The organism is Cellulomonas sp. GTC20042, assembly GCF_055389595.1.
Window position 1 is genome coordinate 2752490 of the sequence record NZ_AP043678.1, and the last position, 25352, is coordinate 2777841.

The following is a 25352-nucleotide window of genomic DNA, read 5'->3' on the forward strand; positions in this document are numbered from 1 at the left end:
CGTCTGTCAGCAAGGAGCTCCACCGCATGTCTGCCACCCCGGCCCCCGCCGGTTCCCGTCGTCGGCGCCTGTTCGCCGACCGCCCCGTCGGCGCGAAGTTCGGCGCCGTCGTCGCCCTGCTCGCCCTCGCCTCTGGCGGTCTGACCGTCCTGGCCACCTCCCGCCTGGACGCGCTCAGCACCCAGCAGGACGTGATGTTCGCCGAGAGCGTCACCCCGTTGTCGACCATGGGCCGGCTGGGCCTGGCCTCGGCCGCGGTCAAGATCAAGTACGTCCGGCTGCCGATCACGGCCGGCGCCGATCGGGACAAGACCGTCGCGGGCCTGCAGGACTCTCGCGACCAGGTGCAGGATCTGCTGGACGAGCTGGCCGCCGACCCGGCGACCGCCGAGCACGCGGCGGCGATCCAGGCGGCGTTCGACCCGTACTACGCGATCGTGGACGACCGCTACATGCCGCTGGTCGAGGCCGACGACGACGAGGGCGCCGCCGCCATCGCGAACACCGACCTGGTGACCGCGGGCACGGTGATCGACGACGCGATCAAGGCCGCCTCCGCCGAGCTGACCGAGAACGCCGACACGGTCGCCGACGCCGGCACCTCGATCGCCCGCACCGCCAAGGTGACCATGTGGCTCGCCCTCGCCGGGGCGCTGGCCGCCGCGATCGCGCTGGCGGTGGTGGTGATCCGGCAGATCCTGCGGGCGCTGACCGAGGTGCAGCGCTCGCTGTCCGCGATGGCCGACGGCGACCTCACCCGCTCCCCCGAGGTGCGCTCCGGCGACGAGCTCGGCCAGATGAGCGCGTCGCTCGCCACCGCCCAGCACGAGCTGCGCAGCACGATCTCCGGCGTGGTGGAGACCGCGCAGACCGTGGCCGCCGCGACCGAGCAGCTGTCCGCCGCGTCCACGCAGGTCACCGCGTCCTCGCAGGAGACCGCCACCCAGTCCGGCACCGTCGCGGCCTCCGCCGAGCAGGTGTCGCGCAGCGTGCAGACCGTCGCCGCCGGAGCCGAGCAGATGGGCGCCTCGATCCAGGAGATCGCGCAGAACGCCTCCCAGGCCGCCAAGATCGCCGGTGCCGCCACCGAGATGGCGTCCACCACGAACGAGCAGGTCAGCAGGCTCGGCGAGTCCTCGCAGGAGATCGGTGCCGTGGTCAAGGCGATCACCGGGATCGCGGAGCAGACCAACCTGCTGGCGCTCAACGCCACGATCGAGGCGGCGCGCGCCGGGGAGGCCGGCAAGGGCTTCGCCGTCGTCGCCGGTGAGGTCAAGGAGCTCGCCCAGGAGACCGCCAAGGCCACCGAGGACATCGCCCGCCGGGTCGACGCGATCCAGCGCGACACCATGGGCGCCGTGGCCGCGATCGGCGAGATCTCCACGATCATCGCGTCGATCAACGACTACCAGCTCACGATCGCCAGCGCCGTCGAGGAGCAGACCTCGACCACCAGCGAGATGTCGCGCTCCGTCGCCGAGGCCGCCACCGGCGCCTCCGAGATCGCCGGGACGATCACCGGCGTCGCCGGTCAGGCCGAGGCGTCCACGCACGCGCTGACCCAGGTCGACGCGGCCGTCGGCGAGCTCGCCCGGATGGCCACCGACCTGCGCGTCCAGGCGGGGCGTTTCACCTACTGAGCCGTGCGCGGGGGCCGTGGTGAGACGTTCACCACGGCCCCCGCCGTGCGCACCCGGTGAAGGGGTCGCGAGGGTCCGGGTGCGCGGCTGGTTCCGCCCGTCGCGGGCGGCTACAGTCGTCCGGGCCTCCCGTGCGACCGTGGGACGAACCGCGGCACCGCACGACCGAAGGCCCGCCGTCCGTGCGACGGCGCACCCCTGACAGCGAGGACCGCACCCGACCATGCAGCTCGGCATCGACGACATCGCGTTCGCCACCGCGGACCGGTACCTCGACCTCGCGAACCTGGCACCGGTGCACGGCGTCGAGCCCGCCAAGTACTCCGTCGGCCTGGGCCAGGACCGGATGAGCATCTGCGCGCCCGACGAGGACGTCGTCACGCTCGCCGCCACCGCCGCGCTGCCGCTGGTCGAGGGCCGCGACACCTCCGCGATCCGCACGGTCCTGCTCGCCACCGAGAGCGGCATCGACCAGTCGAAGTCCGCCGGCGTCTACGTGCACAAGCTGCTCGGCCTGCACTCCGCCTGCCGCGTGGTCGAGCTCAAGCAGGCCTGCTACGCCGGCACCTCCGCGCTCCAGATGGCGCTCGCGCTGGTCGCCCGCAACCCCGAGCAGCAGGTGCTGGTGATCTGCGCCGACGTCGCCCGGTACGACATCGGGTCCTCCGGCGAGCCGACGCAGGGCTGCGGGGCCGTCGCCATGATCGTGTCCGCGAACCCCCGCCTGGTCGAGATCGAGCCGACCTCCGGCCTGCACACCGCCGACGTGATGGACTTCTGGCGCCCGAACTACCGCACCACCGCCGTGGTCGACGGACGCCTCTCGATCCGCGCGTACACCGACTCGCTCACCGGTGCGTGGGAGGACTACCAGGCGCAGGGCGGCGTCGCGTTCTCCGAGATCGACACGTTCTGCTACCACCAGCCGTTCACCAAGATGGCCCTCAAGGCGCACCAGCACCTGACCCGGGTGGCCGGAGCCCCGCGCGACCCCGCCGTGATCGACGCGCAGATCGCCGACTCGCTGCGCTACAACCGGGTGATCGGCAACTCCTACACCGCCTCGATGTACATCGGCCTGGTGTCGCTGCTCGACCACGCCACCGACGACCTCGCCGGATCGCGCATCGGGTTCTTCTCCTACGGGTCCGGCGCCGTCGGCGAGCTGTTCACCGGCATCGTGCAGCCCGGCTACCGCGAGCACCTGCGCACCGCCGCGCACCAGCGCCTGCTGGACGAGCGCACCGAGGTCACCTACGCCGAGTACCTGCGCACCGTCAGCCCGGTCAACCCGGTCGACGGCGGGGACCACGAGGTCGAGCACATCACCCGCGGGCCGTTCCGGCTCTCGGCGATCACCGGGCACCAGCGGGTGTACGAGCGGACCGACCAGGCGAGCGCCGCGGTCGCCTGAACGCGCTCCCCTACTGGTACGTCACCAGGTCCGGCACCGGCTGCACCTGCATCGTCTGCGCCGGGTCGAGCATCGGCACGTCCTCGTCGTAGAAGTTCTTCCACCCCCAGTGCGTCGGCGGCGCACCCTGCCGCAGCGCGTTCCAGGTGCCGGTCTTGGCGGGCTGCGAGCCCTGGCCGTCGGCGTGGATGATCACGGCGAGCTCGTCGTGGCCGGTGTCGAGGCGTTCCCGCTCGGTGATCATGCGCAGCGAGAACTGGTGCAGCAGGAACATCTTCTGCGGCAGCGCGCGGTCGCGGGTGAACTGGGCGAGCCAGTCGCCGGTGGCGTTGACCTCGTCGATGCCGACGGAGCCGATCTGCCGCAGGTGCACCTGGTCGGGGGCGAGCCGCCACTCGGGGTCGAGCGCCAGGCCGACGTGCGGGTAGGCCAGCAGGTCGGCGTACTCCTGCGCCTGGGTGACGAAGTCGGTGCGCCCGGGCTGCAGGTCGATCACGACCGCCATGCCCGCCTCGCCGGCGGCCTCGACCAGCGGGCGCAGCTCCTCGACCGGACGGCGGCGGGAGTAGGAGCCGTCGGCCTCGGGGCCGGAGGACGCGATGGTGGCGATGATCTCCAGCGTCGGGACGACGGTGCGGCCGGTGAGCGCCGTGTACTGGTCGGCGGTCTGCTGGGCGCGGGCGATCGTGGCGGGCACGTCCTGCTCGCCGAGCACGCCGAGCGCGGGGGTGCCGGGGGTGCCGTACAGGGCGACGTAGAGCTTGCCGGGATCACCGGAGGCGGGCCCGGGGAAGACGAGCTGACCCCCGCCGGGGACCTCGACGCCGGTGGCGGCCGCCGCGAGGCGCGGGGCGAGGGTGCTCTCGGTGCCGAAGGTGCTGCCGAGGGCGAGCACGCTGGTGGTGCCGGTCAGCGCCTGGACGCTCGCGGAGGCGGCGCGGGGGTCGCCGCCGGGGACGTCGACCACGGGCACGCCGGCGGCGCGGGCGGTGGCGACGGCGGCGGTGCTCCGCTCGCCGGGATCGGTGGTCGGGTCGACCAGCAGGGCGGTGCCGGAGACGGCACGCGGCGGGCGGACGTGCGCGAGGGCGTCGTCGTCGCCCGCACCGGTGGGCGCGGGAGCGGCGGGGGTCGCGGCGCGGGTCGGTGCCGCCGGGTCGCCGAGCGGAGACGTGATCGACGGCGGGAGAGCCACGCCGGTCGGGGTCGGTGCGGGGGTCGCGGTCCCGGCCGAGGCCGCACCCTCCCCCACGAGAAGGTCGACGTCCGGCCGGTCCAGCGCGCGCACGGCGCCGACCAGGCCGGCGGCGGCCACCGGTGCGGGATCGCCGACCACGACGCCCAGCGCGGCGAGGTCGCCCCCCGAGGCGGCGGTGTGCACGGCGAGGTCGGCGGTGGCCTCGGCGAGCGGGCCGTCGGCGACGGCCTCGGCGGCGTCGCTCCCGACCAGCAGCACGTGGGCGGCGTCGAGCGCGTCGATCCGGTCGGCGACGGCGGCGTCGTCCTCGGCGACCGGGAGCAACGGGGCGCCGAGCGCGACGGCGGCGGAGGCGGCGGGCGCCAGATCGACGGGATCAGGGCCGGAGAGCACGACCACCGGTGACGTGGTGAAGAACGCGTCGGCGGCGGCGAGGGCCGCGGCGGTGGCGGTGCCGTCCGGGACGACGGTGGCGGTCTGCGCGGGGGCGGCGACCTCGGCGCTGAGCAGGGTCGCGGTCGGCGGCGCCGAGGGGGTCGGGCCGGGGTCCGCGTCGGTGTCGCCGCCGGCGGTGCAGGCGCCCAGCGCGACGACCGGGGCGAGCAGCACGGCGGCGACCCGCACGGCACGACCTCCCGCCCACCACCGACGACGGGCTGCCGGGTCCGGCAGGGCCGCACCCCCGGGGTCGGCGGCGACGGGACGGACGACGGGCGGCACGGGCACGGGCACGCGGCTCCTGCGATCGGGACGAGGGGACCCGCCACTCTGGCACGTCCGACGCCCCCGCGTCGCGCGGCGCCCTGCGCCGCACGCCACGGCACCGCAGGATGGACCCATGACCACCGACCCGCACAGCACCGCCGGGGCCTACGTGACGACCGGCACCGAGTTCGTCCGTGACCAGAACTACATCACCACCCGGATCACCGCCGACGGCCGGGACGGCTACCCGGTGGAGGCGGGTCGGTACCGGCTGGTGGTGTCGCGGGCGTGCCCGTGGGCGAACCGCGCGGTGATCGTGCGGCGGCTGCTCGGCCTGGAGGACGCGATCTCGCTGGGGATCTGCGGGCCGACGCACGACGCGCGCTCGTGGACCTTCGACCTCGACCCGGGCGGCGTGGACCCGGTGCTGGGCATCCCGCGGATCCAGGACGCGTACTTCGCGCGGTTCCCGGGCTACGAGCGGGGCATCACCGTGCCGGCGATCGTGGACGTGCCGACCGGGCAGGTGGTGACCAACGACTACGCCCAGATGACGCTGGACCTGTCGACGCAGTGGCGGGAGCACCACCGCGAGGGCGCGCCGGACCTCTACCCGGAGCCGCTGCGCGACGAGATCGACCAGGTGGCCCGGGCGATCTTCACCGACGTGAACAACGGCGTGTACCGGTGCGGCTTCGCCGGCTCGCAGGAGGCCTACGACCGCGCGTACCGGCGGCTGTTCGACCGGCTGGACCGGCTGAGCGAGCGGCTGACCCAGCAGCGCTACCTGGTCGGCGACACGATCACCGAGGCGGACGTGCGGCTGTTCACCACGCTCGTGCGGTTCGACGCGGTGTACCACGGGCATTTCAAGTGCAACCGGTCGAAGCTGACCGAGATGCCGGTGCTGTGGGCCTACGCGCGCGACCTGTTCCAGACGCCGGGCTTCGGCGACACGATCGACTTCGACCACATCAAGCGGCACTACTACGTGGTGCACGAGGACATCAACCCGACGCAGATCGTGCCGGGCGGGCCGGATCTCACCGGGTGGCTGACCCCGCACGGCCGCGAGGCGCTGGGCGGGCGGCCGTTCGGCGACGGCACCCCGCCCCCGCCCGTCCGGGACGCCGAGCGCGTGCCGGGGCCGCACACGGCGGCCGCGCAGCTCGGGTAGGGGCGAGCCCCGCGCCGAGTTCGGTGGTTCGTGCGAGAAAACAGCCACGGAACCACCGAACTCGGCCCGAACCACCGAACTCGCGGGCTCGGGTGCGTGCGGGGTGCGCGGGTGCGCTCGGGGGTTACGCGACGCGGACGCGGACCTGGTTGCGCCAGGGGTCCTCGAAGCGGACCGTCGCGCCGTCGTCCTGGACGGGCACTCCGTGGGACGTCAGGCGCTCGCGCAGGGCGCCGACGTCGTCGGTGCCGGGCACGACCAGGGTGACCTCGCCGAGGCCGAGGGAGGACGCGCGCGGGCCGGCGCCGGCAGAGTTCCACGTGTTCATCGCCATGTGGTGGTGGTAGCCGCCGGCGGAGACGAACAGCGCGCCGTGCCACTCGGCCATCACGTCGAAGCCGAGGGCGTCCACGTAGAACGCCCGCGCCCCGGCGACGTCGCCGACCTGAAGGTGCACGTGGCCGACCACCGGGCGACCGGCGGGGGCGGCCAGCGCCTGCTCCGTGACGTTGCCGCGGATGAACTCGTTGGGGTCGAGCAGCAGCGAGTCCATGACGACGTGGCCGGACTCGTCGAACCGCCAGGTGTCGCGGGCGCGGTCCCAGTACAGCTCGACGCCGTTGCCCTCGGGGTCGGTGAGGTAGAACGCCTCGGAGACCAGGTGGTCGGCGCTGCCGATGTAGGTCTGCGGGGCGTGGGACGCCACGGAGGCGAGCGTCGCCGCGAGCGCCTCTCGGGTGTCGAACAGGATCGCGGTGTGGAACAGGCCGGCCTGCCCGCGGCGGGTGGGCGGCAGGTCGGGCGTGTGCCGGAGCACCATGAGCGGCTTCGTGCCCCGGCCGAGGACGACGACGTCGGGGCGCTCGACGCCCTCGATCCGCTCGTCCGGGCGCTCCACGACCTCGAGGCCGAGCACGTCGCGGTAGTACCGGAGCTGCTGGTCGAGATCTCCGACGAGCAGGGTGACGGGTCCCATCGCGGTGTCGGCGGCGAGACGGTCCTGGGGGCTGATGACGGACATGGTGGACTCCCTTCCACCGCCGACAGTAGTTGAAGGCTCAACCAAATGCCAGTCCCCCGCTGCATCTGGTAGGAGTGGTGCACGTGACTGGTGTGTACGTGTCGGCCCTCGACCTGTTCTCCATCGGCATCGGGCCGTCCTCCTCGCACACGGTGGGCCCGATGCGCGCCGCGCTGACCTTCGTGACCACGCTGCGCGAGCGCGGGCTCCTCGAGCGCACCGACCGGATCCAGGTGCGCCTGCACGGGTCGCTGGCGGCGACCGGCATCGGCCACGGCACCCCGGACGCCGTGCTCGCCGGGCTGCGCGGGCTGGAGCCGGAGACCTGCGACCCCCGCGAGGTGCACGGCCGCTGGGCCGACCTGGCCGAGGGCGGCGCGCTGGACGTGCAGGGCATCCCGATCACCGCGCAGGACGTCACCTTCGAGCCCTTCGCCCGCGATCTCGGCCACCCCAACGCGCTGACCTTCACCGCGCTCGCCGGGGGTGCCGAGGTGCACTCGGCCTGCTACCTGTCGATCGGCGGCGGCTTCGTGGTGCAGGCGGGCGGCCTGCCGCCGACCCCGCCGCCGGTGCCCTCCACCTACCGCTGCGCCGCCGACCTGCTGGCAGCCTGCGGCGAGGACGGGCAGATCGCCGACGTCGCCTGGGCCGACGAGGTCGCGATGCACGGCGCCGAGGCCGCCGCCGCGGGGCTGGACGCGATCTGGGACGCGATGAGCGACTGCGTGGCCGCCGGGGTCGCCGCCGAGGGGGTGCTGCCGGGCGGGCTGCGGGTCCGTCGCCGGGCGGCCGCCGCGCAGCAGATCCTCGCCGACCGGGCCGCCCAGGGCGAGCGCGTAGCCCCCGAGGAGCAGCTGGCGGTGTGGGCGATGGCGATCAACGAGGAGAACGCCGGCGGCGGCCGCGTCGTCACCGCCCCGACCAACGGCGCCGCCGGGGTGCTGCCCGCCGTGCTGCACTACCTGGTCCGCGAGCACGGCGCCGACCGCGAGCAGATCCGCACCTTCCTGCTCACCGCCGCCGCCGTGGGCTCGATCGTCAAGGCGAACGCGTCGATCTCCGGCGCGGAGGCCGGCTGCCAGGGCGAGGTGGGCAGCGCCTGCGCGATGGCCGCCGCCGGCACCACCGCCGTGCTCGGCGGCACCCCGCGCCAGGTGGAGAACGCCGCCGAGATCGCTATGGAGCACCACCTCGGCCTGACCTGCGACCCGGTAGGCGGGCTGGTGCAGATCCCGTGCATCGAGCGCAACGCGGTCGCGGCGGCCACGGCGCTCACCGCCAGCCGGATCGCGCTGCTCGGCGACGGGCAGCACGTGGTCAGCCTGGACACCGTGATCGAGACCATGCGCCAGACCGGCGCGGACATGTCCTCCCGCTACAAGGAGACCAGCGAGGGCGGCCTGGCCGTCAACGTCGTCGAGTGCTGATCCTCAGCGCTGGAGGTCGTTCTTCCCGAAGTCCTGCAGGAACCGCGGGCCGGTGCGCGCCAGCTCGTCCTCGAAGGACGCCGCCCACCCCCGATACGGGTTCTTCGACAGCCCGTCGTTCGCGAACCGCGGGTCGTCGGTGACCTCGGTGACGCAGAACGCGGGGATCTGGAGGTCGGTCACCGGCCCGGCACGCTCGCACTCCGCGATCACCAGCGGGCTGTTCTCGCCGCCGAACACGTCGATCACCCAGCCGTCGGCGCCGAGCCACACCGAGTAGCGGTTCTTCACCACGCGGTGCCCGCCGCGCCGGATCATCTGCACACCGACGATCGGGTCGATCTCCCGCTCGGCCTCGTAGCGGGTGCCCACGTTCATCGGGCCTTTGAGCGTCACCGCGCAGAAGTCGATCGCGTCGGCGACCTCGTCCAGCACGGCGACCGGGTCGCTGCCCGGGCCGAGGTCGAGCCGCAGCCCCGGCGCCTGGGCGCGCAGCCGCAGCGCGTAGCCGTCCTGCGCGAGGAAGTAGCTCTGCACGATCAGCACCGGGTCCGGCTCGTCCAGCAGCTCCGCCGGGCGGTCCCGCACGAAGAACCGGCGCTCGAACTCGAAGTCGCCGTAGCCGGTGTCGCTGCTCATCGCCCCGCTCCCTCGTGGTGCACCCCTGTGCCCACCCACGCTACGCGACGCGGTCGCCAGGACCCCGCAGGTCAGGCCGGGCGCGGCCCGCGCAGGTCGAGCGCCCGGACCGTCGCGCCGTCGGCGGTCGGCACCGGCACCATCCCGATCCGCGCGTAGAACGCGAGCGCCCCGGAGTTCGCCGGGTCCACGCCGAGGTGCAGCCCGGGCACGCCCCGCTCCCGCAGCGCATCGGTCAGCGTCGTGACCAGGGCCCGGCCGAGCCCGCGCCCCTGGGTGCGCGGCAGCAGGTCGATGTGCAGGTGCGCGGGGTAGCGCTCGACCACGGCCGGGTCGGCCGGCTGCCCGGCGTGCAGGATCCGGACCAGGCCCGCGTCCGCGTCGTCACCGTCCCGCAGCGGGTAGCGCTCGCGCAGCGCGGGCCACCACGCCCGCTCCTGCCAGGCCGCGAACGCCGTGGTGTCGGCGGTGCCGATCACGTAGCCGGCCACGCCGAGGTCGTCGGTCACCACCCAGGACAGCGTCGGGTCGGCCACCGGGTACGGCCCGCAGTAGACGTGCCCGAGCAGGTCGGGGTCGCGGTAGAGCGCCGACGCGTCCTGCCCCGCGGCGCCGGTGCGCAGGCACACCCGGTACATCCCCGGCAGGTCGGACGGGGCGAACGGTCGGATCTGCATGGTCGCCGACGCTACCGCGCCCGGCCCGCCCAGGGTGATCTCCGGCACTGACAGCGCTCCCACCAGCGACGACGCGCAGATCTCACCCGTTCTCATGGCGGGATCACCCGTCCCCGGGGTCGTTTTCCGGCTCCGACCTGCCGACAATCGCGAACATGGGACCCGTGGCACCGGTGGAGCGCAGGCAGGAGCACCTGCCGCTGCTCTACGCGCGCCCGATCCACCTGTCGCTGGCGCTGCTGGTGATGGGGACGCTGGCCCTCGGCGGGGCGTTCTGGCCGCTGAGCCCGCTGACGCCGGTGGCGCGCTGGTTCGCGGTCTCCGGGCTGCTGATCGGGCTCGGCCTGCTGCTCCTGGTGGTGCCGCAGCGGCCGTGGACGATGCCGGTGACGCTGTGGACCGGTCTGGTCGGCGCGGGCGTGCTGACCGGCTCCTGCCTGACGTCGGAGGGCATGGTCGTCGTGGCGCTGGGGGTGATCGCCGCCGCGCAGTTCGCGGTCTACGCCTTCCCGCCGCAGCTCGCGTGGACCAGCGCCGGCTTCGCGCTGGCGGTGGTGACCCTGGGCATGGTGGTCGCGCCCGCGCCGTTCCACCTGGTCAGCTGGCTGGTGATCGTCGTGGTGACCGGCGCGAGCACCACCCTGCTCGCCTACGTGATGCGCTGGCTGCGCCGCTACGCCACCACCGACGACCTGACCGGCGCGCTGTCCCGCGGCGCCGTGCTGCAACGGCTGGACGAGGAGCTGGCCGAGGCCCGGCGATCGGGGACGACGCTGGCCGTGGTGTCGGCGGACGTGGACCACTTCAAGGCGATCAACGACACCCGCGGGCACCTGGCCGGCGACGAGGTGCTGACCGCGCTGGTGGACGGCTGGAAGGCGCTGCTCGGGCCGCTGGACGTGGTGGGGCGCACCGGCGGCGACGAGTTCGTGCTGCTGCTGCCCGGGCGCGACCGGGAGTCGGCGACCCGCTGGGTGGAGGAGGCCCGTGCCGCCTCGGTGGCCCCGTGGAGCGCCGGCCTGGCGCTGTCCTGCGCCACCGACACCGCCCGCGACCTGCTGGACCGGGCCGACGTGGCGCTCTACGCGCAGAAGGCCGCGCGCTGACCCGCGTCTCGCGGGATCACGAGACGAACGCGCACTCGCCCTGCTCGACCAGCCCGGCCGTGAGCCGGCGGTGCATCTCCGGCCGCATCGGCGGCAGCGCGTCCAGCCGGAACCAGCGGGCCTCGGAGTTCTCCCCGTCGCCCGGTCCCGGCTCGCCGGACACCCAGCGGAACCGGAAGGTCAGGTCCAGGTACACCGCGCGGTCACCGTTGGCGTAGGTCATCTCCGGCAGCGCCTGCACCGCAGCCAGCCGCTCGGCGACCGCCACCACCTCGGTCTCCTCCAGCACCTCGCGCGCACCGGCCACCGCCGGGTCCTCGCCGGGGTCGACGATCCCGGTCACCGGCGTCCACTCCCCGTTGTCGGCGCGGCGCACCAGCAGCACCTCCTGCGGGTCGCTGCCGGGCGTGCTCGCGCGCGCGGGCCGGAGCACCACGGCGCTCACCCCCGGCATCCAGAGCAGGTCGTGGCCGACGTGCTCGCGCAGGTGCAGGACGAAGTCAGGGGTGGGCACGTCGCGATGCTACGCGCGGGGCCGTCCGTCGGCGGCGGGTCGGGTGGACCACAGCGCCCAGGCCACCAGCAGCGGCTGGAACACCAGGCGGACGGCGCGCTTGCGGTCGGTGTCCAGACCGAAGCCGTCCGTGCGGGTGAGGTACTGCGAGACGTTGCCGGGGAAGATCGCCACGAAGAACGCCGCGGCCGCCCTCCCCACCGTGCGACGGCCCCGACGCGGGGTCGCGAGCAGCGCCGCGCCGAGCGCGATCTCCACCACCCCCGATCCGAGCACCACGGCGTCCTCGACCACCGGCACCCACGGCGGCACCTGCGCGCGGAACTCCTCGCGCGCCCAGGTCAGGTGGCTCGTGCCCGCGAACGCCAGGAACAGCCCCAGCGCCACCCGTCCGACCGTCCGTCCACGCCCGCCACCTGCTGCCATCGCCGCGCTCCCTCGTTCGTCGCCCGATCGCCGTGGGCGGTCCTCCCCCAGGAGAGCACGGTCGGCGGCACCTGTCGACGGGACTATCCTGGTGCTTCGTGGCCACCTTCTCCGCCGTCACCCGGCAGCACGTCCTGACAGCCCTCGCCGAGTACGACGACCGCGGTGCCGACGCCTTCCTCGGCGTCTACGGCTTCGAGCGGAACCCTGCCTCCACGATCCTGCACGAGGGTCGCAGCTACGACTCCCAGGCCGTGCTCGGCGTCGCCCACCGCTACGCCACCGGTCGCCTCGCGATGGCCGACGAGTTCGCCGGCGGCAAGGTCTCCACCGCCGCGATCCTGCGCAAGCGCGGCTTCGAGGTGACCGATCCCTCGGCCCCCGCCGCCCCGGCGAAGGCCGCCCGCGCGCCCCGCGCCCCCCGTGCGGTCAAGGAGCCGAAGGCCCCGCGCGCCACCACCCGCAAGGTGGTCGAGGAGGAGCGTCCGGCACCGGTGTGCCCGACCTGCTTCATGACGCTGCCGGCGACGGGGATCTGCGACACCTGCGGCTGAGCCGCGCCGGCGCGGTGCCGACCGGGCGCGCGTCGGGTCAGGCGCCGTGCGGGGCCGCCGACGCCCGGAACGGCGCGGCCTCCCGCCGCACGCCATCGCGCACCGTCGCCTCCGCCACCGCCTCCGGGCTGAGCCGCACCGGCCCCGCGCCGTCCTCGCCGAGCACGTCGTCCGGGTTGAGCAGCGCGCACGCCTTGAGCGACAGGCAGCCGCAGCCGATGCAGCCGGCCAGGTCGCGCTCGAGCTTCTCGATCGTGCGGCGGCGCTCCTCGAGCTGGACCTTCCACGCCCGGGACGTCCGCCGCCACTCCTCGGTGGTCGGCGGACGGTCCAGCGGCACGGTGGCGAACACCTCGGCGAGCTCGCCGAGCGGGATGCCCAGGCGCTTCGCGACCACGATCAGCGAGATCCGACGCAGCATGTGCCGGGCGTACCGCCGCTGGTTGCCCACCGAGCGGGTGGAGACGATCAGCCCCTCGCGCTCGTAGAAGTGCAGCGCGGAGACGGGCACGCCCGTGCGCCGGCTGACCTCGCCGACGGCGAGGGTGTCGTCCGGCTGCACGGGCGGGCCTCCTGCGGGTGGTGGGTGCCGCTCAGCCGAGGTGCGCGGCGGCGGCGTCCCGGTCGGCGGGTCCGTCCGACGGTACCGGCGATCCGTCCGGGTCGGCCGGGTCGGCGGGGTCGGACGGGGTCGGCAGCACCGGTCCCCCGGCGCGCGTGGTCGGCGCGTGGGCGACCGCCAGCAGCTCGGCGCGGGTGGCGATCTTGACCCGGCCCCGCCCGTGCGCCGTCCCGGCGACCTCCTCGGCGCGGTCCACCCGCTGCCACTCCTCCCAGGTGACCACCCGCACGCCGCGCGCGGCCAGGGTCTGCTCCCAGCCGGGTCCCGCCGCGCCGGCCTCGCGCGAGACCCGGACCGCCGCCGACGCCGTGAGGTCCGCGACCACCTGGTCCACGGTCTCCCGCGCGTCGGACTTGGTCGACCCGATCAGCCCCACCGGCCCGCGCTTGGCCCACCCGGTGACGTACAGCCCCGGCACGGTCGCGCCGGAGTCGTCCAGCACCCGGCCCTGCGCGTTCGGCACCCGGCTGCTCGCCACGTCGAAGGGCACCCCGGGCACCGGGGAGGACGCGTAGCCGACCGCGCGGTACACCGCCTGCACCGGCCAGCGGGTGGTCTCGCCGGTGCCGGTGACCCGGCCCAGGTCGTCCGGCACGGTCCGCTCGGTGACCAGCGCCTGCACCCGGCCGTCGCCCTCGATCGCCACCGGCGCCTGGTACAGGTGCAGGTGCACCCGTCGGCGCGCGGTCATCGTCGCCGGGTCGCGCTCGGACCAGCGGGTCAGCGTCTCGACCACCTGCTTGCGCGGGGTCAGCTGCGCGACCATCCGGCGGCCGTGCTCGTCCAGCACCACCTCGGCGGGGTCGACCACCACGTCCACGTCGTGCTGCTCGCCGAGCTCGCGCAGCTCCAGCGGGGAGAACCGGGTGTCGGCGGGACCGCGCCGGGCGAACAGGTGGATCGTGCGCAGCGCCGACCCGGCCAGCGCGGTGTGCACGTGCGCCGGCACGTCGGTGGCCAGCAGGTCGTCCGCCGGCTTGGCGAGCATCCGCGTGATGTCCAGGGCGACGTTGCCGGCGCCGATCACCGCGACCTCCTCGGCGTCCAGCGGCCAGACGGCCGGGGCGTCGGGGTGCGAGCAGTACCAGGCGACCAGGTCGGCGGCGCCGAAGGATCCCGGCAGGTCCGCGCCCGGCACGTCGAGCGGGGCGTCGCGGTCGGCACCGGTGGCGAGCACCACCGCGTCGTACTGCCCCAGCAGCTCGGGCACGGTCACGTCCCGGCCGACGTCGACGTGGCACAGCACCCGGATCGGCGACCCGTGCAGCAGGTCGTGCAGGGAGTCCTGGATCCGCTTGATCCGCGGGTGGTCCGGGGCGACGCCGTAGCGGACCAGCCCGTAGGGCACCGGCAGCTTCTCCAGCAGGTCCACCGCCACGCCGGGCAGGGAGTCGACGAGCATGCGGGCGGCGTACACGCCGGCGGGGCCGGCGCCGACGACGGCGACCCGAGGGTGGTGCGGGTCCGGGTGGTGCGGCAACGGGGGTCCTTCCTCAGGGCGCGCCGGGCGGTGGCCGGGCGCGGCGGGTTCGGGTGAGGTGCTCGCGGGGTGCGGCGCGGGCGGTGCGGCGCGCGGGGCGCGGGGCGCGGCGGCGGCGCGGACGATCGCGGCCCGCGCGTCAGTCCCCGTGCACCTGCAACGGCAGCGTGGCGATCAGCGGGTGGTCACGGTCGACCGCGCCCAGCCGGGCGGCGCCGCCGGGCGAGCCGAGGCCGTCGAAGAACTCGACGTTGGCCTTGTAGTACTCGGACCACTGCTCGGGGACGTCGTCCTCGTAGTAGATCGCCTCGACCGGGCACACCGGCTCGCAGGCGCCGCAGTCCACGCACTCGTCAGGGTGGATGTACAGCGTCCTCTTGCCCTCGTAGATGCAGTCGACCGGGCACTCCTCGATGCACGCCTTGTCCTTGACGTCCACGCAGGGCTGGGCGATCACGTACGTCATGCAGGCCTCCGCTCGTGACGGCCGCCCGGTCGGACGGCGCCGAGCACGACGGTAGAACCTCAACCATGGTTGAGGTCAAGGCCGGGTGGTGCGGATCGCCGGCTCAGGCGGGCTCGGGCCGCCGCCGCAGCGGGTCCTCCACGTCCTGCTCCTCCCCGGGCCGCGCCGGGTGCACCCGGGGCACGTCCGCCCCCAGCAGCACCTCCGCTGCGTGGTCCGCGAGCGCGAAGCCCGCCGACCCGTACAGGTGGAACACCGCGTCCGCGCCGTGCCGCTCCAGCTCGGCGACGTCGTCGTCGTAGCGCGCGACCGCGGCGACCTTGCCGGTGAACCCGGCGGCCTGGAGCCGTGCCAGCGCGATGAGGTTCGCGTTGTGGAAGGGCATCGCGAGCACGGCCACCCGCACCCGGCCGGCACGCTGCACCCGGGTCCAGAACTCCAGGTCGGTGGCGTCGGCGCGCACCACCGCGTAGCCCTCGTCCTCCAGCGCCGCCACCCGCGTCCGGTCGTGCTCCACGCCCACCACGGACAGCCCGTACTCGTCGCGCAGCCGGGTGTAGGTCGCGGCGCCCACCCGCCCGAGGCCGAGCACCACCGCGTCCGCCTCGCCGATGTCGACCAGCCGGTCGTCCGGGTGCAGCCGGAAGGAGTCACGCACCGGCAGCAGCCGGGACAGCCGGGTGGCGAGCTCGACGCCGCGCCGGTTCACCACCGCCGACAGCGCGAAGCTGAACGCCACCGCGAGCGAGATCACCACCACCCACTGCTCGTCCAGCAGCCCCGCGCTCGCCCCGACGGCGGCCACGATGATCCCGAACTCGGAGAAGTTCGACAGCACCAGCGCCGCCAGGAACGACGTGCGGCGCCGCAGCCGCATCAGCCAGAGCACCACCGCGTACGCGGCCACCTGGAACGGCAGGATCAGCAGCAGGAGCAGCGCGAGCCCGATCTCCAGCAGGTGCGGCGTGCCGTGCAGGCCGATCTGCACGAAGAACGCCACCAGCATCAGGTCCTTGAAGGTCATCAGCGAGCGGGACAGCTCAGCGGCCTGCCGGTGCGAGGACAGCAGCACGCCGACCACCAGCGCGCCGACGTCCCCGTCGATGCCGACCAGCTCGAACAGCCCGAAGCCGAGCACCACCGCCACCGCGACGCCGAACAGCGCCTGCAGCTCGCCGTGGCCGACCCGGTCCCAGATCCGGTGCAGCACCCACGCGCCCGGCACCAGCAGCACCAGCAGCAGCGCCCACGGGCTCGGCGGCTCGCCGCTGGACAGCGAGAGGAACACCACGGCGGCGACGTCCTGCATGACGAGCACGCCGACCGCGATCCGCCCGTACAACGAGGTGGTGTCCGAGCGGTCGTCCAGCACCTTGACCACGAACACCGTGGAGGAGAACGACAGCGCGAAGCCGACCAGCGCCAGCGCCCCGAAGGACTCGCCCGCCACGTGCCCGAACCCGATCACCGCGAGCAGCCCGAGGAACCCGAGCGCGACGGCCACGCTGATCACCATGTGCGCGACCGTGGTCAGCCAGATCTCCCGGCGCAGCAGGGTCCGCACGTCGAGCTTGAGGCCGATCGCGAACAGCAGCAGCACCACGCCGAAGTCGGCGACCGGCTCCAGGTAGGGCAGGTGCGGGGCCCCGCCGGCGCCGAGCGCGAAGCCCGCGGCGAGGAACCCGACCAGCGGTGGCAGGCGCAGCAGCACCGCGACCAGACCGCCGAGCAGGGCGGCACCGAGGTAGAGGGCTGCGGCGGCCATGAGGGGGTCCTCCCACGTCGGTGTCTGTGTGCTCCAGCACACATTCTGCCGTCCCGCGGCAGCGAACCCGCACGTCGCGCGTGGTGGGCGCCCTAGGCTGCCGGTGTGCCCGACCACCACGACCACGTGCCGACCGACGCCCTGCGCCGGGTGGTGGCACCGATCGGGGACCTGGTCGACGCCGCCCGGCTGGACGGCGGCACCTTCGCCACGACCTACCGGGTGACCCTGGCCGACGGCCGTCACGTGGTGGTGAAGACCGCCCCGACCGACCCGACCGGGCTGTTCACCTACGAGCACCGGCTGATCCGCACCGAGGCCATGGTCTACGCGCTGGCGGCGGAGCACCCTGGCCTGCTGATGCCCGCGCTGCTGCACGTCGACCTGACCGGGGGCGTGCTGGCGGGTGACGTCGTGGTGGCGGCGTTCCTGGACGGCGTGCCGTGGAACGAGGCCGGCTTCGGCCCCGCCGACGAGGACCCGCGCGCCGCCCGCGCCCAGGCCGACCTCGGTGCGCTGGTCGCACGGATCGGCACCGTCACCGGCGAGACCTTCGGCTACCCGCAGTCCCCCGCCCTGCAGCACCCCACCTGGCGCGGCGCGTTCACCGCGATCGTCGAGGCCGTGCTGGGCGACGCCGAGCGGGCCGGGGTGGAGGTCCCCGCCGACCGCGCACGCGCCGCCCTCGACCGGCACTCGGCCGCGCTGGACGAGGTCACCGTGCCCCGGCTGGTCCACACCGACCTGTGGCCGGGCAACCTGTTCGTGGACCCCGCCACCGGCGCGCTGCGCGGGGTGATCGACCCGGAACGCGCCCTGTGGGGCGACCCGCTGATCGAGCTGGTCGGCTCCCACCCGCAGCAGGACGTGCTGCCCGCCGCCGTGGTCGGATCGATCGACGTCACCTCCCCCGGCGCGGTGGCCAGACTCGCCCTGGGCCGGATGTGGCTCGCCCTGGTGCAGACCGTCGAGGGCACGCTGCGCGGCTACACCGGCGACTGGGCCGCCCGCTACGAGGAGGGCAGCCGCGCCTCCCTCGCCCGCGCCCTGGCAGCGCTGGGCGTCTGAGCCCGCGCCCCGCCCGCCCCTGCTCGCCTACGCCAGCGCGAGTTCGGTGGTTCAGGCCGAGATCGGTGGTTCGGTGGCACGTTTTTCGCACGAACCACCGAACTCGCGGCCCGCGTGCGGCCGAGCTACCAGCCCGCGACCGCCCGCAGGCCGGCGCTCGGGGTCAGCTGCACGAGCGAGAGCCCGCCGGCGTCCTCCACCTCGACGCTCACCGCCGCGGCGCGCCCGCGCTGCTGCCGGCCGACCCACTCCAGCACCTCGAGCACGTCGCCCGCGCCGACCAGCCGCCAGCGCTCCGCCGGCCCGCCGCTGCCCGCGTGGAAGTCCACCACGTAGGTCGGGTCGTCCACCTGCGTCCACGAGTACGGCGTCGAGGTCCCCCGGACTGCCTGCATGGCCCCAGCCTGCTCCCCGCAGATGAACCCCCGGCAACCCCCACCCGAACACTCACCCCCGCACTCCCCGCACCCACCCCGCACCCACCCCCACGAGGTCGGTGGTTGCGCACGAGGTCGGTGGTTGCGCACCCGATGATCAGGCACGAACCACCGACCTCGTGAGGAGGATCAACCCCCAGCGATCAGAGCGAGCCCCCGTGCGAGCGGATCACACCCTGGTACCAGTCGTACGAGGCCTTCGGGGTGCGCGCGAGCGTGCCGTTCCCCTCGTCGTCCTGGTCCACGTAGACCAGCCCGTACCGCTTGGACATCTGCGAGGTGGACGCCGCGATGATGTCGAGGCCGCCCCAGGCGGTGTACCCGAGCACCTCCACGCCGTCGTCGATCGCCTCGCCGATCTGCGCGATGTGCGTGCGCAGGTACTCGATCCGGTAGGGGTCGTCCACGCGCCCGTCGGCACCGACCTCGTCCTTGGCGCCCAGCCCGTTCTCCACGACGAACAGCGGCACCTGGTACCGGTCCCACATGTCGCGCAGCGCGATCCGCATGCCGACCGGGTCGTGGTGCACACCCCAGTCGGTGACCTCCAGGTGCGGGTTGCGGATGCTGGAGAAGATGTTGCCGCCGGTGATCCCGTACTGCGACGGATCGGCCGCCGACACCAGGGACATGTAGTACGAGAACGACAGGAAGTCGACCGTGCCCGCGGCGAGCTCGGCGGCGTCCCCCGGCTCGACGACGATCTCGATGCCCTTGCGCGCGAGCAGGCGCGGCACGAACGTCGGGTACGCGCCGCGCACCTGGACGTCGGTGTGCAGCAGGTTGAGGTCGTTCGCCTCCAGGGCCTCCAGCACGTCGGCGGGGGCGCTGGTCGCCGGGTAGTGCAGCATGCGCGCGAGCATGCAGCCGACCTGCGCGGACGGGTCGATGTCCCTGATGATCCGCACCGCGCGGGCGCTGGCCACGTACTGGTGGTGCACCGCCTGCCAGGACTTCTGCTCGGTGTTCTCGCCCTCACGGGTCACCACGCCGCCGCCGGTGTACGGCTCCAGCAGCGTCGTGTTGATCTCGTTGAACGTGAGCCAGTAGGTCACCAGCGGGTGCAGCTCGCGCACGACGGTCTCGACGTACCGGGTGTACAGGTCGATCACGCCGCGCTCGGACCAGCCGCCACGCCCGTCGGCCACCAGCGCCAGCGGCATCTCGTAGTGCGAGAGCGTGACGACCGGCTCGATGCCCTTCTCGCGCAGCAGCGTGAACAGGTCGCGGTAGAACTCGATGCCGGCCTGGTTCGGCTCCGCGTCGTCGCCGTGCGGGAAGATCCGGGTCCACGCGATCGACAGGCGCAGCGCCGTGATCCCGAGCGCGGCGAACAGCTCCACGTCCTCGCGGTAGCGGTGGTAGAAGTCCACCCCGTAGCGCTTGGGGTAGCCGAGGCCGCCCTCGACGGTGCGGGCCGTGGCGATCTCCTCGTCCGAGGCCCGCATCAGCGCCTCGAGCGCGGTGTAGCTGCGCGCCTCCGGCGAGCGGAAGGGCACGACGTCGGCGGTGGACAGGCCCTTGCCGTCGGCGTCGAAGCCGCCCTCGACCTGGTTCGCCGCGAAGGCGACGCCCCACAGGAAGTTCTCGGGGAACGTCATCGCGCGGTCTCCAGGGCGTGCTCGAGGGTGGTGACGGTCAGCAGGTCGTCGCCCGGGCGCACGGTGCCGGAGGCGACCGTCTCCACGTCGGCGAACGCGGCCGAGTTGGTGATCACGATGACCGTGGTGGTGTCGTGCGTCGCGGCCACGGCCGGCAGGTCGAAGGAGACCAGCGGGTCGCCGACCTCCACCCGCGCGCCGTCGTCCACGTAGGCGGTGAAGTGCGTGCCGCCCAGGTCGACGGTGTCGATGCCGACGTGCACCAGGATCTCCACGCCGTCGTCGCTGCGCAGGCCCACCACGTGCTTGGTCGGGAAGACCGTGACGACCGTGCCGGCCACCGGCGAGACGACCTCGCCCGCCGAGGGGACGATCGCGACGCCCTTGCCCATCACACCGGTGGAGAACGCCGGGTCGGACACCTGGTCCAGCCCCACGACGACACCGGCGAGCGGGGTGGCCACGCGCGGGCCGACGTGGTCCGCGCCCGCCCGCACCGGTTCGGCGCCCGCGTCGGCCGCGGCGACCTCACCGGTCAGCGGCGACTCGTCGAAGCCGATCAGCACCACCGCGACCACCGACACCACGAAGGACACCGCGAGCGCGGCCGCCGACCAGCCGAAGGACTCGCCGGCCAGACCGGGCAGGCCCGGCAGACCGCTGTTGCCGACCAGCGCGTAGGCCTTGGCACCGAAGCCGAGCGAGGTCGCGCCACCGGCGGCGCCACCGATCATCGAGGCCAGGAACACCTTGCGCATCGGCACCAGCAGGCCGAACAGACCCGGCTCGGTGACACCCATCCCAGCGTGGCGAGGTTGCCGAGGATGAACGGCACCAGGGCCGCGTGCATGCCGGTCATGATGATCAGCGACATCAGCGCGCCGAGCAGGATGCCGGAGAAGATCCCGCCGTGGGTCAGCAGCCAGTTCAGGCCGCCGGAGATCTGCTCGCCGATGATCGCGCCGAGCGGGCCGAGGGCGGTCAGGGTGATCGGGCCGACGATCAGCATCGACAGCAGCGGCACCACGCTCAGGTGCAGCGCCTGCGGCATGACCTTCTTCAGCCCGCGCTCCACCCAGGACAGCGCCCGGCACCCCGAGGAAGTGCACCGGCTCGCCGGCGGTCAGCAGCGTCGCCAGCGCCGGGTACACCAGCGCGCCGGACAGCGCGCCCGCGACGAAGACGTTCGTCTTGAAGGTGCGCGCCGCGGAGATCGCGATCATCACCGGCAGGAAGAAGAAGAACCCGTCGCCCAGCGCGTACAGCAGCTGGTAGGTCTGGGTCTCGGCGGACATCCAGCCGACCCACACGAACAGCGCGAGCAGACCCTTGATCAGGCCCGCGCCGGCGATGGCCGGGACCAGCGGCACGAAGGTCTTCGACAGGAAGCCGAAGAACTTGTCGCGCAGGCTGCCGCCCGAGGCGGCCGGGGCGGCAGCGGTGTCGTCGGACTCGTCGGTGGCGACGACCTTGGACCGCAGGCCGGGGTGCCCGTCGGTGATCGCGGCGAAGACGTGGGGGACGTCGTTGCCGATGATCACCTGGAACTGCTCGCCGGACTGGTTGATCGCCTGGACCGCGGGCACCGCCTTGACGGCCGCCTCGTCCACGCGCGACCGGTCCTGGAGGGTGAACCGCACCCGGGTGATGCAGTGGTAGAGCGAGGTGACGTTCTCCTCGCCACCGACCGCCGCGATGATCGCGGCGGCATCCTTCTCGTACGTCACAGGAGGCTCCTGGCTGTCCCGGGCACCGACGGCGCGCGGGTGGGAGGGATTCAGAGCAGGTTGGACAGGTGCAGACCCAGATAGGTCTGCTCCTGGAGCGTCATCGTGTGCCCGTGCCGTTCCGCGACCACCGCCGCCACCGCGTCCACGCAGGCGAAGGCCCTCGGCTGCTGCTCCCGCAGGAACGCGTACAGCTTCGGGTCGCCACCCTCCTGCACCTCGCCGGCGACCACGCGCTGCGCCAGGAAGCGCAGGTGGGTCGCGAAGCGCAGGTACGCGTGGCCGTCGTCGTCCTCGATCCCGAGCTCCTGGCGCACGACACCGAGCACGTCGCGCATGAACTCCATGAGCCGGGCAGTGTTCTCCGACGATCCGCCCACGGTCGCGTTCACGAAGTGCAGCGCGATGTTGACGGCCTCGTCGTCGGTGAACTTCACACCCAGCTGGGTGTTTGAGGATCATCACGGCCGAGCGCGCGAAGAGGTACTCCTCGCGGTGGATGGTGCGGACCTCGACGGCCAGCGGGTTCGCGAGGGAGATCCCCTCCCGCACCCGCTGCACGGCGTAGACGAGGTGGTCGGCCAGGGACGCGAAGATGCCGTCCCCGAACTCCCGGCCGAGCGACCGGCGGGCGACCGTCACGATGTCCGCGGTGACCTGGAGGATCTCCGGCGGGATCGTGCCCACGATGGAGGCGAGATGGTTGCCCACGGCATCGTCGCGGATCCGGAACACCGACTCCACGCGCTTCTCGTCGATCGTGTCGCCAGGCTTGCCCTGGAAGCCGATGGCCTTGCCGACCACGATCACGTCACGACCGGCAGCATCGACCGCCGACACGACGTTGTTGTTGAGGATGCGCCGCAGCTTCACGCTCTCACCCCGTTGCAGACCTGCTCATCCGAGGCCCTCTTTGGCCCCGGTGGTGGTGTTGCCTGCATCAGCAGTGACAAGCCGGGCGCGCCGCTAGCACCCGCACCTGGACGGGCAAAGGCGCAGAGCAGGACTTCACCCGGCGTCGTCCGGCCGTGGTCCGGAGGGGCCCGCGGGCTCGATAGCCTCGACGTCGTGCCCACCTCGCTCGTCCCCGGCCCCACGCCCACCCGCTCCACCGCCGGCCGGACGACCGCGATCGTCTCCCTGCTGGGCGCGACCCTGTTCTGGGCGGGCAACTACGTGGTCGGCGCGCACGCCGTCGAGAGCCTGGACCCGGTGAGCCTGGTGCTGCTGCGCTGGACGATCGCCGCCGGTCCGCTGCTGCTGATCGCGCACCTGGTCGAGCGTCCGGACTGGCGGGCCGTGCTGCGCGCCTGGCCGTGGGTCGTGGGGTCGAGCGCGCTCGGGCTGCTCGGCTACAACCTGCTGCTCTACACCGCCCTCCAGCACACCGACGCGTTCTCCGCCTCGCTGATCAACGCCTTCAACCCCGCGCTGATCACGCTGGCCGCCGCCGTGGTGCTGCGCGAGCGGCTGACCCCGCTGGCCGTGGCCGGCGTCGGGATCGCCCTGGTCGGCGTGCTGGTCGTGCTGAGCAAGGGCGACCTGGCGACGCTGACCACCGGCGGCTTCGGCGCCGGCGAGGCGCTCATGGTCGGCGCGATCGTCGCGTGGACCGGGTACACCGTGCTCGCCCGGCGCGGCCCCGCGCTGCCCCCGGTCACGTCCTCGGCGGCGCAGGCGGTGGTGGCGACGGTGGTGATGGCCGTGGTGGCGGCCTGCTCCGGCGGGGTCGCCCTGCCCTCCGGCGGCGGGGTGTGGGCCGCGACGCTGTACATCGCGATCTTCCCGTCGGTGCTGTCGTACCTGCTGTGGAACCGGGCGCTCACCGTCGTGCCGGCGGCCGGCGCAGGGGTGTTCCTCAACCTGATCACGGTGTTCACCGCGATCCTGACGATCGCGCTGGGCCAGCCGTGGACCGGCGCGCAGCTGCTCGGCGGGGCGATCGTGATCGGCGGGGTCGTGGTGACGAACTGGCGGGCGCTGGTCCGGCGCGGATGATCCCGGGCGTCCGGAGATCGCCGTGCCAGGGGCGGATCGCCCTGCCCGGAGCGGCTGCGGGACGCCGGACCCCGGTGACCGTCGACGAGGAGGGCTCGGAGGTCGACGCCATCCCGGGAACGACGAAGCGGCCGAGAGCATTCGCTCTCGGCCGCTTCCGATGTGGGCCTGGCATCCTCGTATGCGAACCCTTTGCGCTACCTGCACCCCTTGTTGCTTGAGGCGGCTGCCATACCCGTCACCCCGGTCAAGCGACCTGAAGCTCGACGTGTAGTCCAGCGAAGGATCGCAGACGACGAAGCTGAAGCCGTGGTCGCTGGCTACCGTGCCGGCAAGTCGGTGTACGAGCTCGCCGCCGAGCACTCATGTCACCGCACCACGATCAGCGGGATCTTGAAGCGGAGCGGTGTGAGGATGCGACGCACTCCAGCTCGTGAAGCACAAGTCCTGGAGATGGTCCGGCTCTACGAGTCTGGCCTCTCGCTTGTGAACGTAGGCGAGCGCGTGGGCTTCTCGGACAAGACCGTCCACCGCTACCTGCGGGAGCGAGGCGTACGAATGCGCGAGAGCCATGGCGGGCCTCGGCGAATGCGATGACCGTACTGTAGTCCACGCCGATAGGATTGAAGGGTGCCGCATGACCCGTCACTTCCCGACCTCGGCGACCAGCCTAGGCTGTCGCAAAGTGCTCACAGCCGCAGAGCGCGGTTCCACCAGTCTTGGTACCGAGTCGCCCACCTCGGCGTGAAGACGTGGGGCCAGACTCCGGCCGGCCGTCCCATCGGGAGCATCCTTCCGCCCGCGGCCGCCGAGGCTGGCCTGAACTTCATCGCACCGTCAGCCGCGAAACTCTTCCTCGCGCGTCGCCAGCAAGGTTGGGGCGTCGATCCGACGCGCATGACCAACCACATGACTTCGAGCCAGACACTCCTGGTCAACCTGCTCGGGCCCATCGGCACAAGTTCTAATTGGCTGCGTGACGTGCTGAAGTCGGTCCTCAAACGCCCGGACATAGCCGAGGTCACCCGCTGGGACATCGAGTTCGCCCCTCCGGCGCGAAGCAATTATCTCGGCGACATGACGCGTCTCGATGCCTTCTTTCGACTCCGCACAAACCGCGGTGTCGAAGGCGTTGCTCTTGAACTGAAGTATACCGATCGCTTTAGCAACCGACGAGTAGATCTCGCCGGAAACCGGCGATACGCCCAACTCGCGTCGGCGAGCGGACTATGGCGCGCTGGCCGCGCCACGTTCCTTGAACATGATATAGGGCAGCTAGTTCGTTGCCACGCACTCGGTACCCGAATCCTCCAAGTAGACGAGAGGGTGTCGGAGGTCGCCACACTGCTACTCGTCAGCCATCCGGACGACGAGGCTGCTTCAATAGTCTTCAATCAATATCGAAGTCATTTGGCGGACGCGAGCCGGGCAGCACACGTCACACTCGATCAAGTGCTTGCCGCCGCGCTGTCAAGCGCACCGACCGCTGAGGATGCGGACGTGGTGCGCGCACTTCAGCTTCGCTACCTGGGACATCCAGAAAGCGAGGCACTGTGGGACGAGTACCTCGACGGCGCCGCGATACGCGGCCGGCGTACTCATCTATGACTTCACTGACTACTCTTCGCCAACTCCACTGAGCGACGCGAAAGTACAAGGCAAGTCTGTCGGACCGAGGAACCGCGCT

Annotated in this window: 23 protein-coding genes and 1 pseudogene; 9 read left to right on the plus strand and 15 right to left on the minus strand. The window is 73.0% G+C overall.

The genetic code is table 11. The features are described from left to right. The first annotated feature begins 26 nt into the window (after positions 1-26). Both ACZ5HG_RS12755 and ACZ5HG_RS12760 read left to right on the plus strand, forming a co-directional pair. Positions 27-1640 carry a methyl-accepting chemotaxis protein gene (locus ACZ5HG_RS12755; protein ID WP_464176817.1) on the plus strand — a complete coding sequence of 538 codons (1614 nt, stop codon included), beginning with the start codon at positions 27-29 and terminating at the stop codon, positions 1638-1640. 223 nt (positions 1641-1863) lie between these two features. Further along, a complete protein-coding gene (locus ACZ5HG_RS12760; protein WP_464176820.1) occupies positions 1864-3054 on the plus strand; it encodes a hydroxymethylglutaryl-CoA synthase in 1191 nt (396 codons plus the stop codon). A 10-nt stretch (positions 3055-3064) separates the two neighbouring features. Here the strand turns inward: ACZ5HG_RS12760 and ACZ5HG_RS12765 are convergent, their stop codons facing one another. Next, entirely contained in the window at positions 3065-4984 is a 1920-nt protein-coding gene (locus ACZ5HG_RS12765) for a hypothetical protein (protein WP_464176822.1), read from the minus strand. Positions 4985-5090: 106 nt separating this feature from the next. On the opposite strand from ACZ5HG_RS12765, the gene ACZ5HG_RS12770 reads away from it, so the two are divergent. Then, positions 5091-6134 carry a glutathione S-transferase family protein gene (locus tag ACZ5HG_RS12770; protein ID WP_464176824.1) on the plus strand — a complete coding sequence of 348 codons (1044 nt, stop codon included), beginning with the start codon at positions 5091-5093 and terminating at the stop codon, positions 6132-6134. Positions 6135-6258: 124 nt separating this feature from the next. Here the strand turns inward: ACZ5HG_RS12770 and ACZ5HG_RS12775 are convergent, their stop codons facing one another. Further along, positions 6259-7155 (minus strand): VOC family protein, encoded by an 897-nt coding sequence (locus ACZ5HG_RS12775; protein ID WP_464176826.1) that lies wholly within the window; start codon positions 7153-7155, stop codon positions 6259-6261. Positions 7156-7247: 92 nt separating this feature from the next. Here ACZ5HG_RS12775 and ACZ5HG_RS12780 point away from each other — a divergent pair, with 92 nt between their 5' ends. Continuing rightward, a complete protein-coding gene (locus ACZ5HG_RS12780; RefSeq protein WP_464182154.1) occupies positions 7248-8585 on the plus strand; it encodes an L-serine ammonia-lyase in 1338 nt (445 codons plus the stop codon). Positions 8586-8588: 3 nt separating this feature from the next. Here ACZ5HG_RS12780 and ACZ5HG_RS12785 read toward each other — a convergent pair whose 3' ends face one another. Together ACZ5HG_RS12785 and ACZ5HG_RS12790 are read right to left on the minus strand one after the other, a co-directional pair. Next, positions 8589-9224 (minus strand): CYTH domain-containing protein, encoded by a 636-nt coding sequence (locus ACZ5HG_RS12785; RefSeq protein WP_464176830.1) that lies wholly within the window; start codon positions 9222-9224, stop codon positions 8589-8591. A 71-nt stretch (positions 9225-9295) separates the two neighbouring features. Continuing rightward, positions 9296-9901: a GNAT family N-acetyltransferase gene (locus ACZ5HG_RS12790; protein WP_464176832.1), complete on the minus strand. Its 606-nt coding sequence runs from the start codon at positions 9899-9901 to the stop codon at positions 9296-9298. A 155-nt stretch (positions 9902-10056) separates the two neighbouring features. Between ACZ5HG_RS12790 and ACZ5HG_RS12795 the strand changes: the two genes are divergently transcribed. Next, positions 10057-11007 carry a GGDEF domain-containing protein gene (locus ACZ5HG_RS12795; protein ID WP_464176834.1) on the plus strand — a complete coding sequence of 317 codons (951 nt, stop codon included), beginning with the start codon at positions 10057-10059 and terminating at the stop codon, positions 11005-11007. A gap of 16 nt (positions 11008-11023) precedes the next feature. Here ACZ5HG_RS12795 and ACZ5HG_RS12800 read toward each other — a convergent pair whose 3' ends face one another. Together ACZ5HG_RS12800 and ACZ5HG_RS12805 are read right to left on the minus strand one after the other, a co-directional pair. After that, complete coding sequence (locus ACZ5HG_RS12800; RefSeq protein WP_464176836.1) at positions 11024-11521, minus strand: NUDIX hydrolase; 498 nt, start codon at positions 11519-11521, stop codon at positions 11024-11026. Positions 11522-11530: 9 nt separating this feature from the next. Then, positions 11531-11947, minus strand: coding sequence for a DoxX family protein (locus tag ACZ5HG_RS12805; protein WP_464176838.1), 417 nt, complete (start codon positions 11945-11947; stop codon positions 11531-11533). A 98-nt stretch (positions 11948-12045) separates the two neighbouring features. Here ACZ5HG_RS12805 and ACZ5HG_RS12810 point away from each other — a divergent pair, with 98 nt between their 5' ends. Further along, on the plus strand, positions 12046-12501 hold the full coding sequence (locus ACZ5HG_RS12810) for a hypothetical protein (protein ID WP_464176840.1): 456 nt from the start codon (positions 12046-12048) through the stop codon (positions 12499-12501). A gap of 37 nt (positions 12502-12538) precedes the next feature. Here the strand turns inward: ACZ5HG_RS12810 and soxR are convergent, their stop codons facing one another. The 4 genes from soxR to ACZ5HG_RS12830 all read right to left on the minus strand — a co-directional run bounded on the left by soxR (position 12539) and on the right by ACZ5HG_RS12830 (position 16834). Then, positions 12539-13063, minus strand: a complete 525-nt coding sequence (soxR, locus tag ACZ5HG_RS12815) for a redox-sensitive transcriptional activator SoxR (protein ID WP_464176842.1) — start codon at positions 13061-13063, stop codon at positions 12539-12541. 31 nt (positions 13064-13094) lie between these two features. Then, on the minus strand, positions 13095-14603 hold the full coding sequence (locus ACZ5HG_RS12820) for an FAD-dependent oxidoreductase (RefSeq protein ID WP_464176844.1): 1509 nt from the start codon (positions 14601-14603) through the stop codon (positions 13095-13097). Between the two features lie 139 nt (positions 14604-14742). Then, positions 14743-15069 carry a ferredoxin gene (fdxA, locus tag ACZ5HG_RS12825; protein ID WP_464176846.1) on the minus strand — a complete coding sequence of 109 codons (327 nt, stop codon included), beginning with the start codon at positions 15067-15069 and terminating at the stop codon, positions 14743-14745. Positions 15070-15172: 103 nt separating this feature from the next. Then, positions 15173-16834, minus strand: a complete 1662-nt coding sequence (locus tag ACZ5HG_RS12830) for a cation:proton antiporter domain-containing protein (RefSeq protein ID WP_464176848.1) — start codon at positions 16832-16834, stop codon at positions 15173-15175. A gap of 105 nt (positions 16835-16939) precedes the next feature. Between ACZ5HG_RS12830 and ACZ5HG_RS12835 the strand changes: the two genes are divergently transcribed. After that, a complete protein-coding gene (locus tag ACZ5HG_RS12835) occupies positions 16940-17902 on the plus strand; it encodes a phosphotransferase family protein (protein ID WP_464176850.1) in 963 nt (320 codons plus the stop codon). Positions 17903-18027: 125 nt separating this feature from the next. Here the strand turns inward: ACZ5HG_RS12835 and ACZ5HG_RS12840 are convergent, their stop codons facing one another. The 5 genes and pseudogenes from ACZ5HG_RS12840 to ACZ5HG_RS12860 form a co-directional block, all read right to left on the minus strand. Beyond that, the gene (locus ACZ5HG_RS12840; RefSeq protein ID WP_464176852.1) at positions 18028-18297 is read right to left on the minus strand and encodes a hypothetical protein; all 270 of its coding nucleotides are present in this window, start codon (positions 18295-18297) and stop codon (positions 18028-18030) included. Positions 18298-18482: 185 nt separating this feature from the next. Continuing rightward, positions 18483-19940 (minus strand): glycoside hydrolase family 1 protein, encoded by a 1458-nt coding sequence (locus ACZ5HG_RS12845; protein WP_464176854.1) that lies wholly within the window; start codon positions 19938-19940, stop codon positions 18483-18485. Then, entirely contained in the window at positions 19937-21667 is a 1731-nt protein-coding gene (locus ACZ5HG_RS12850) for a glucose PTS transporter subunit IIA (protein ID WP_464182155.1), read from the minus strand. The genes ACZ5HG_RS12845 and ACZ5HG_RS12850 overlap by 4 nt, the downstream gene beginning before the upstream one ends. Before the next feature lie 50 nt (positions 21668-21717). Continuing rightward, positions 21718-22104, minus strand: coding sequence for a PRD domain-containing protein (locus ACZ5HG_RS12855; protein WP_464182156.1), 387 nt, complete (start codon positions 22102-22104; stop codon positions 21718-21720). Positions 22105-22126: 22 nt separating this feature from the next. Further along, positions 22127-22540: pseudogene (locus ACZ5HG_RS12860) on the minus strand (CAT RNA binding domain-containing protein); the annotation flags it as partial. 195 nt (positions 22541-22735) lie between these two features. Here ACZ5HG_RS12860 and ACZ5HG_RS12865 point away from each other — a divergent pair. Continuing rightward, the gene (locus ACZ5HG_RS12865; RefSeq protein ID WP_464176856.1) at positions 22736-23665 is read left to right on the plus strand and encodes a DMT family transporter; all 930 of its coding nucleotides are present in this window, start codon (positions 22736-22738) and stop codon (positions 23663-23665) included. A gap of 630 nt (positions 23666-24295) precedes the next feature. Further along, a complete protein-coding gene (locus tag ACZ5HG_RS12870; protein ID WP_464176858.1) occupies positions 24296-25273 on the plus strand; it encodes a PGN_0703 family putative restriction endonuclease in 978 nt (325 codons plus the stop codon). The last annotated feature ends 79 nt before the right edge of the window (positions 25274-25352 follow it).

Excerpts from the sequence above, each read along its gene's own strand:
- fdxA (WP_464176846.1), bottom strand. The coding sequence starts at position 15,069 with ATGACGTACGTGATCGCCCAGCCCTGCGTGGACGTCAAGGACAAGGCG.
- ACZ5HG_RS12755 (WP_464176817.1), top strand. The coding sequence starts at position 27 with ATGTCTGCCACCCCGGCCCCCGCCGGTTCCCGTCGTCGGCGCCTGTTC.
- ACZ5HG_RS12760 (WP_464176820.1), top strand. The coding sequence starts at position 1,864 with ATGCAGCTCGGCATCGACGACATCGCGTTCGCCACCGCGGACCGGTAC.
- ACZ5HG_RS12805 (WP_464176838.1), bottom strand. The coding sequence starts at position 11,947 with ATGGCAGCAGGTGGCGGGCGTGGACGGACGGTCGGACGGGTGGCGCTG.
- ACZ5HG_RS12845 (WP_464176854.1), bottom strand. The coding sequence starts at position 19,940 with ATGACGTTCCCCGAGAACTTCCTGTGGGGCGTCGCCTTCGCGGCGAAC.
- ACZ5HG_RS12770 (WP_464176824.1), top strand. The coding sequence starts at position 5,091 with ATGACCACCGACCCGCACAGCACCGCCGGGGCCTACGTGACGACCGGC.
- ACZ5HG_RS12790 (WP_464176832.1), bottom strand. The coding sequence starts at position 9,901 with ATGCAGATCCGACCGTTCGCCCCGTCCGACCTGCCGGGGATGTACCGG.
- ACZ5HG_RS12840 (WP_464176852.1), bottom strand. The coding sequence starts at position 18,297 with ATGCAGGCAGTCCGGGGGACCTCGACGCCGTACTCGTGGACGCAGGTG.
- ACZ5HG_RS12830 (WP_464176848.1), bottom strand. The coding sequence starts at position 16,834 with ATGGCCGCCGCAGCCCTCTACCTCGGTGCCGCCCTGCTCGGCGGTCTG.
- ACZ5HG_RS12785 (WP_464176830.1), bottom strand. The coding sequence starts at position 9,224 with ATGAGCAGCGACACCGGCTACGGCGACTTCGAGTTCGAGCGCCGGTTC.
- ACZ5HG_RS12795 (WP_464176834.1), top strand. The coding sequence starts at position 10,057 with ATGGGACCCGTGGCACCGGTGGAGCGCAGGCAGGAGCACCTGCCGCTG.
- ACZ5HG_RS12775 (WP_464176826.1), bottom strand. The coding sequence starts at position 7,155 with ATGTCCGTCATCAGCCCCCAGGACCGTCTCGCCGCCGACACCGCGATG.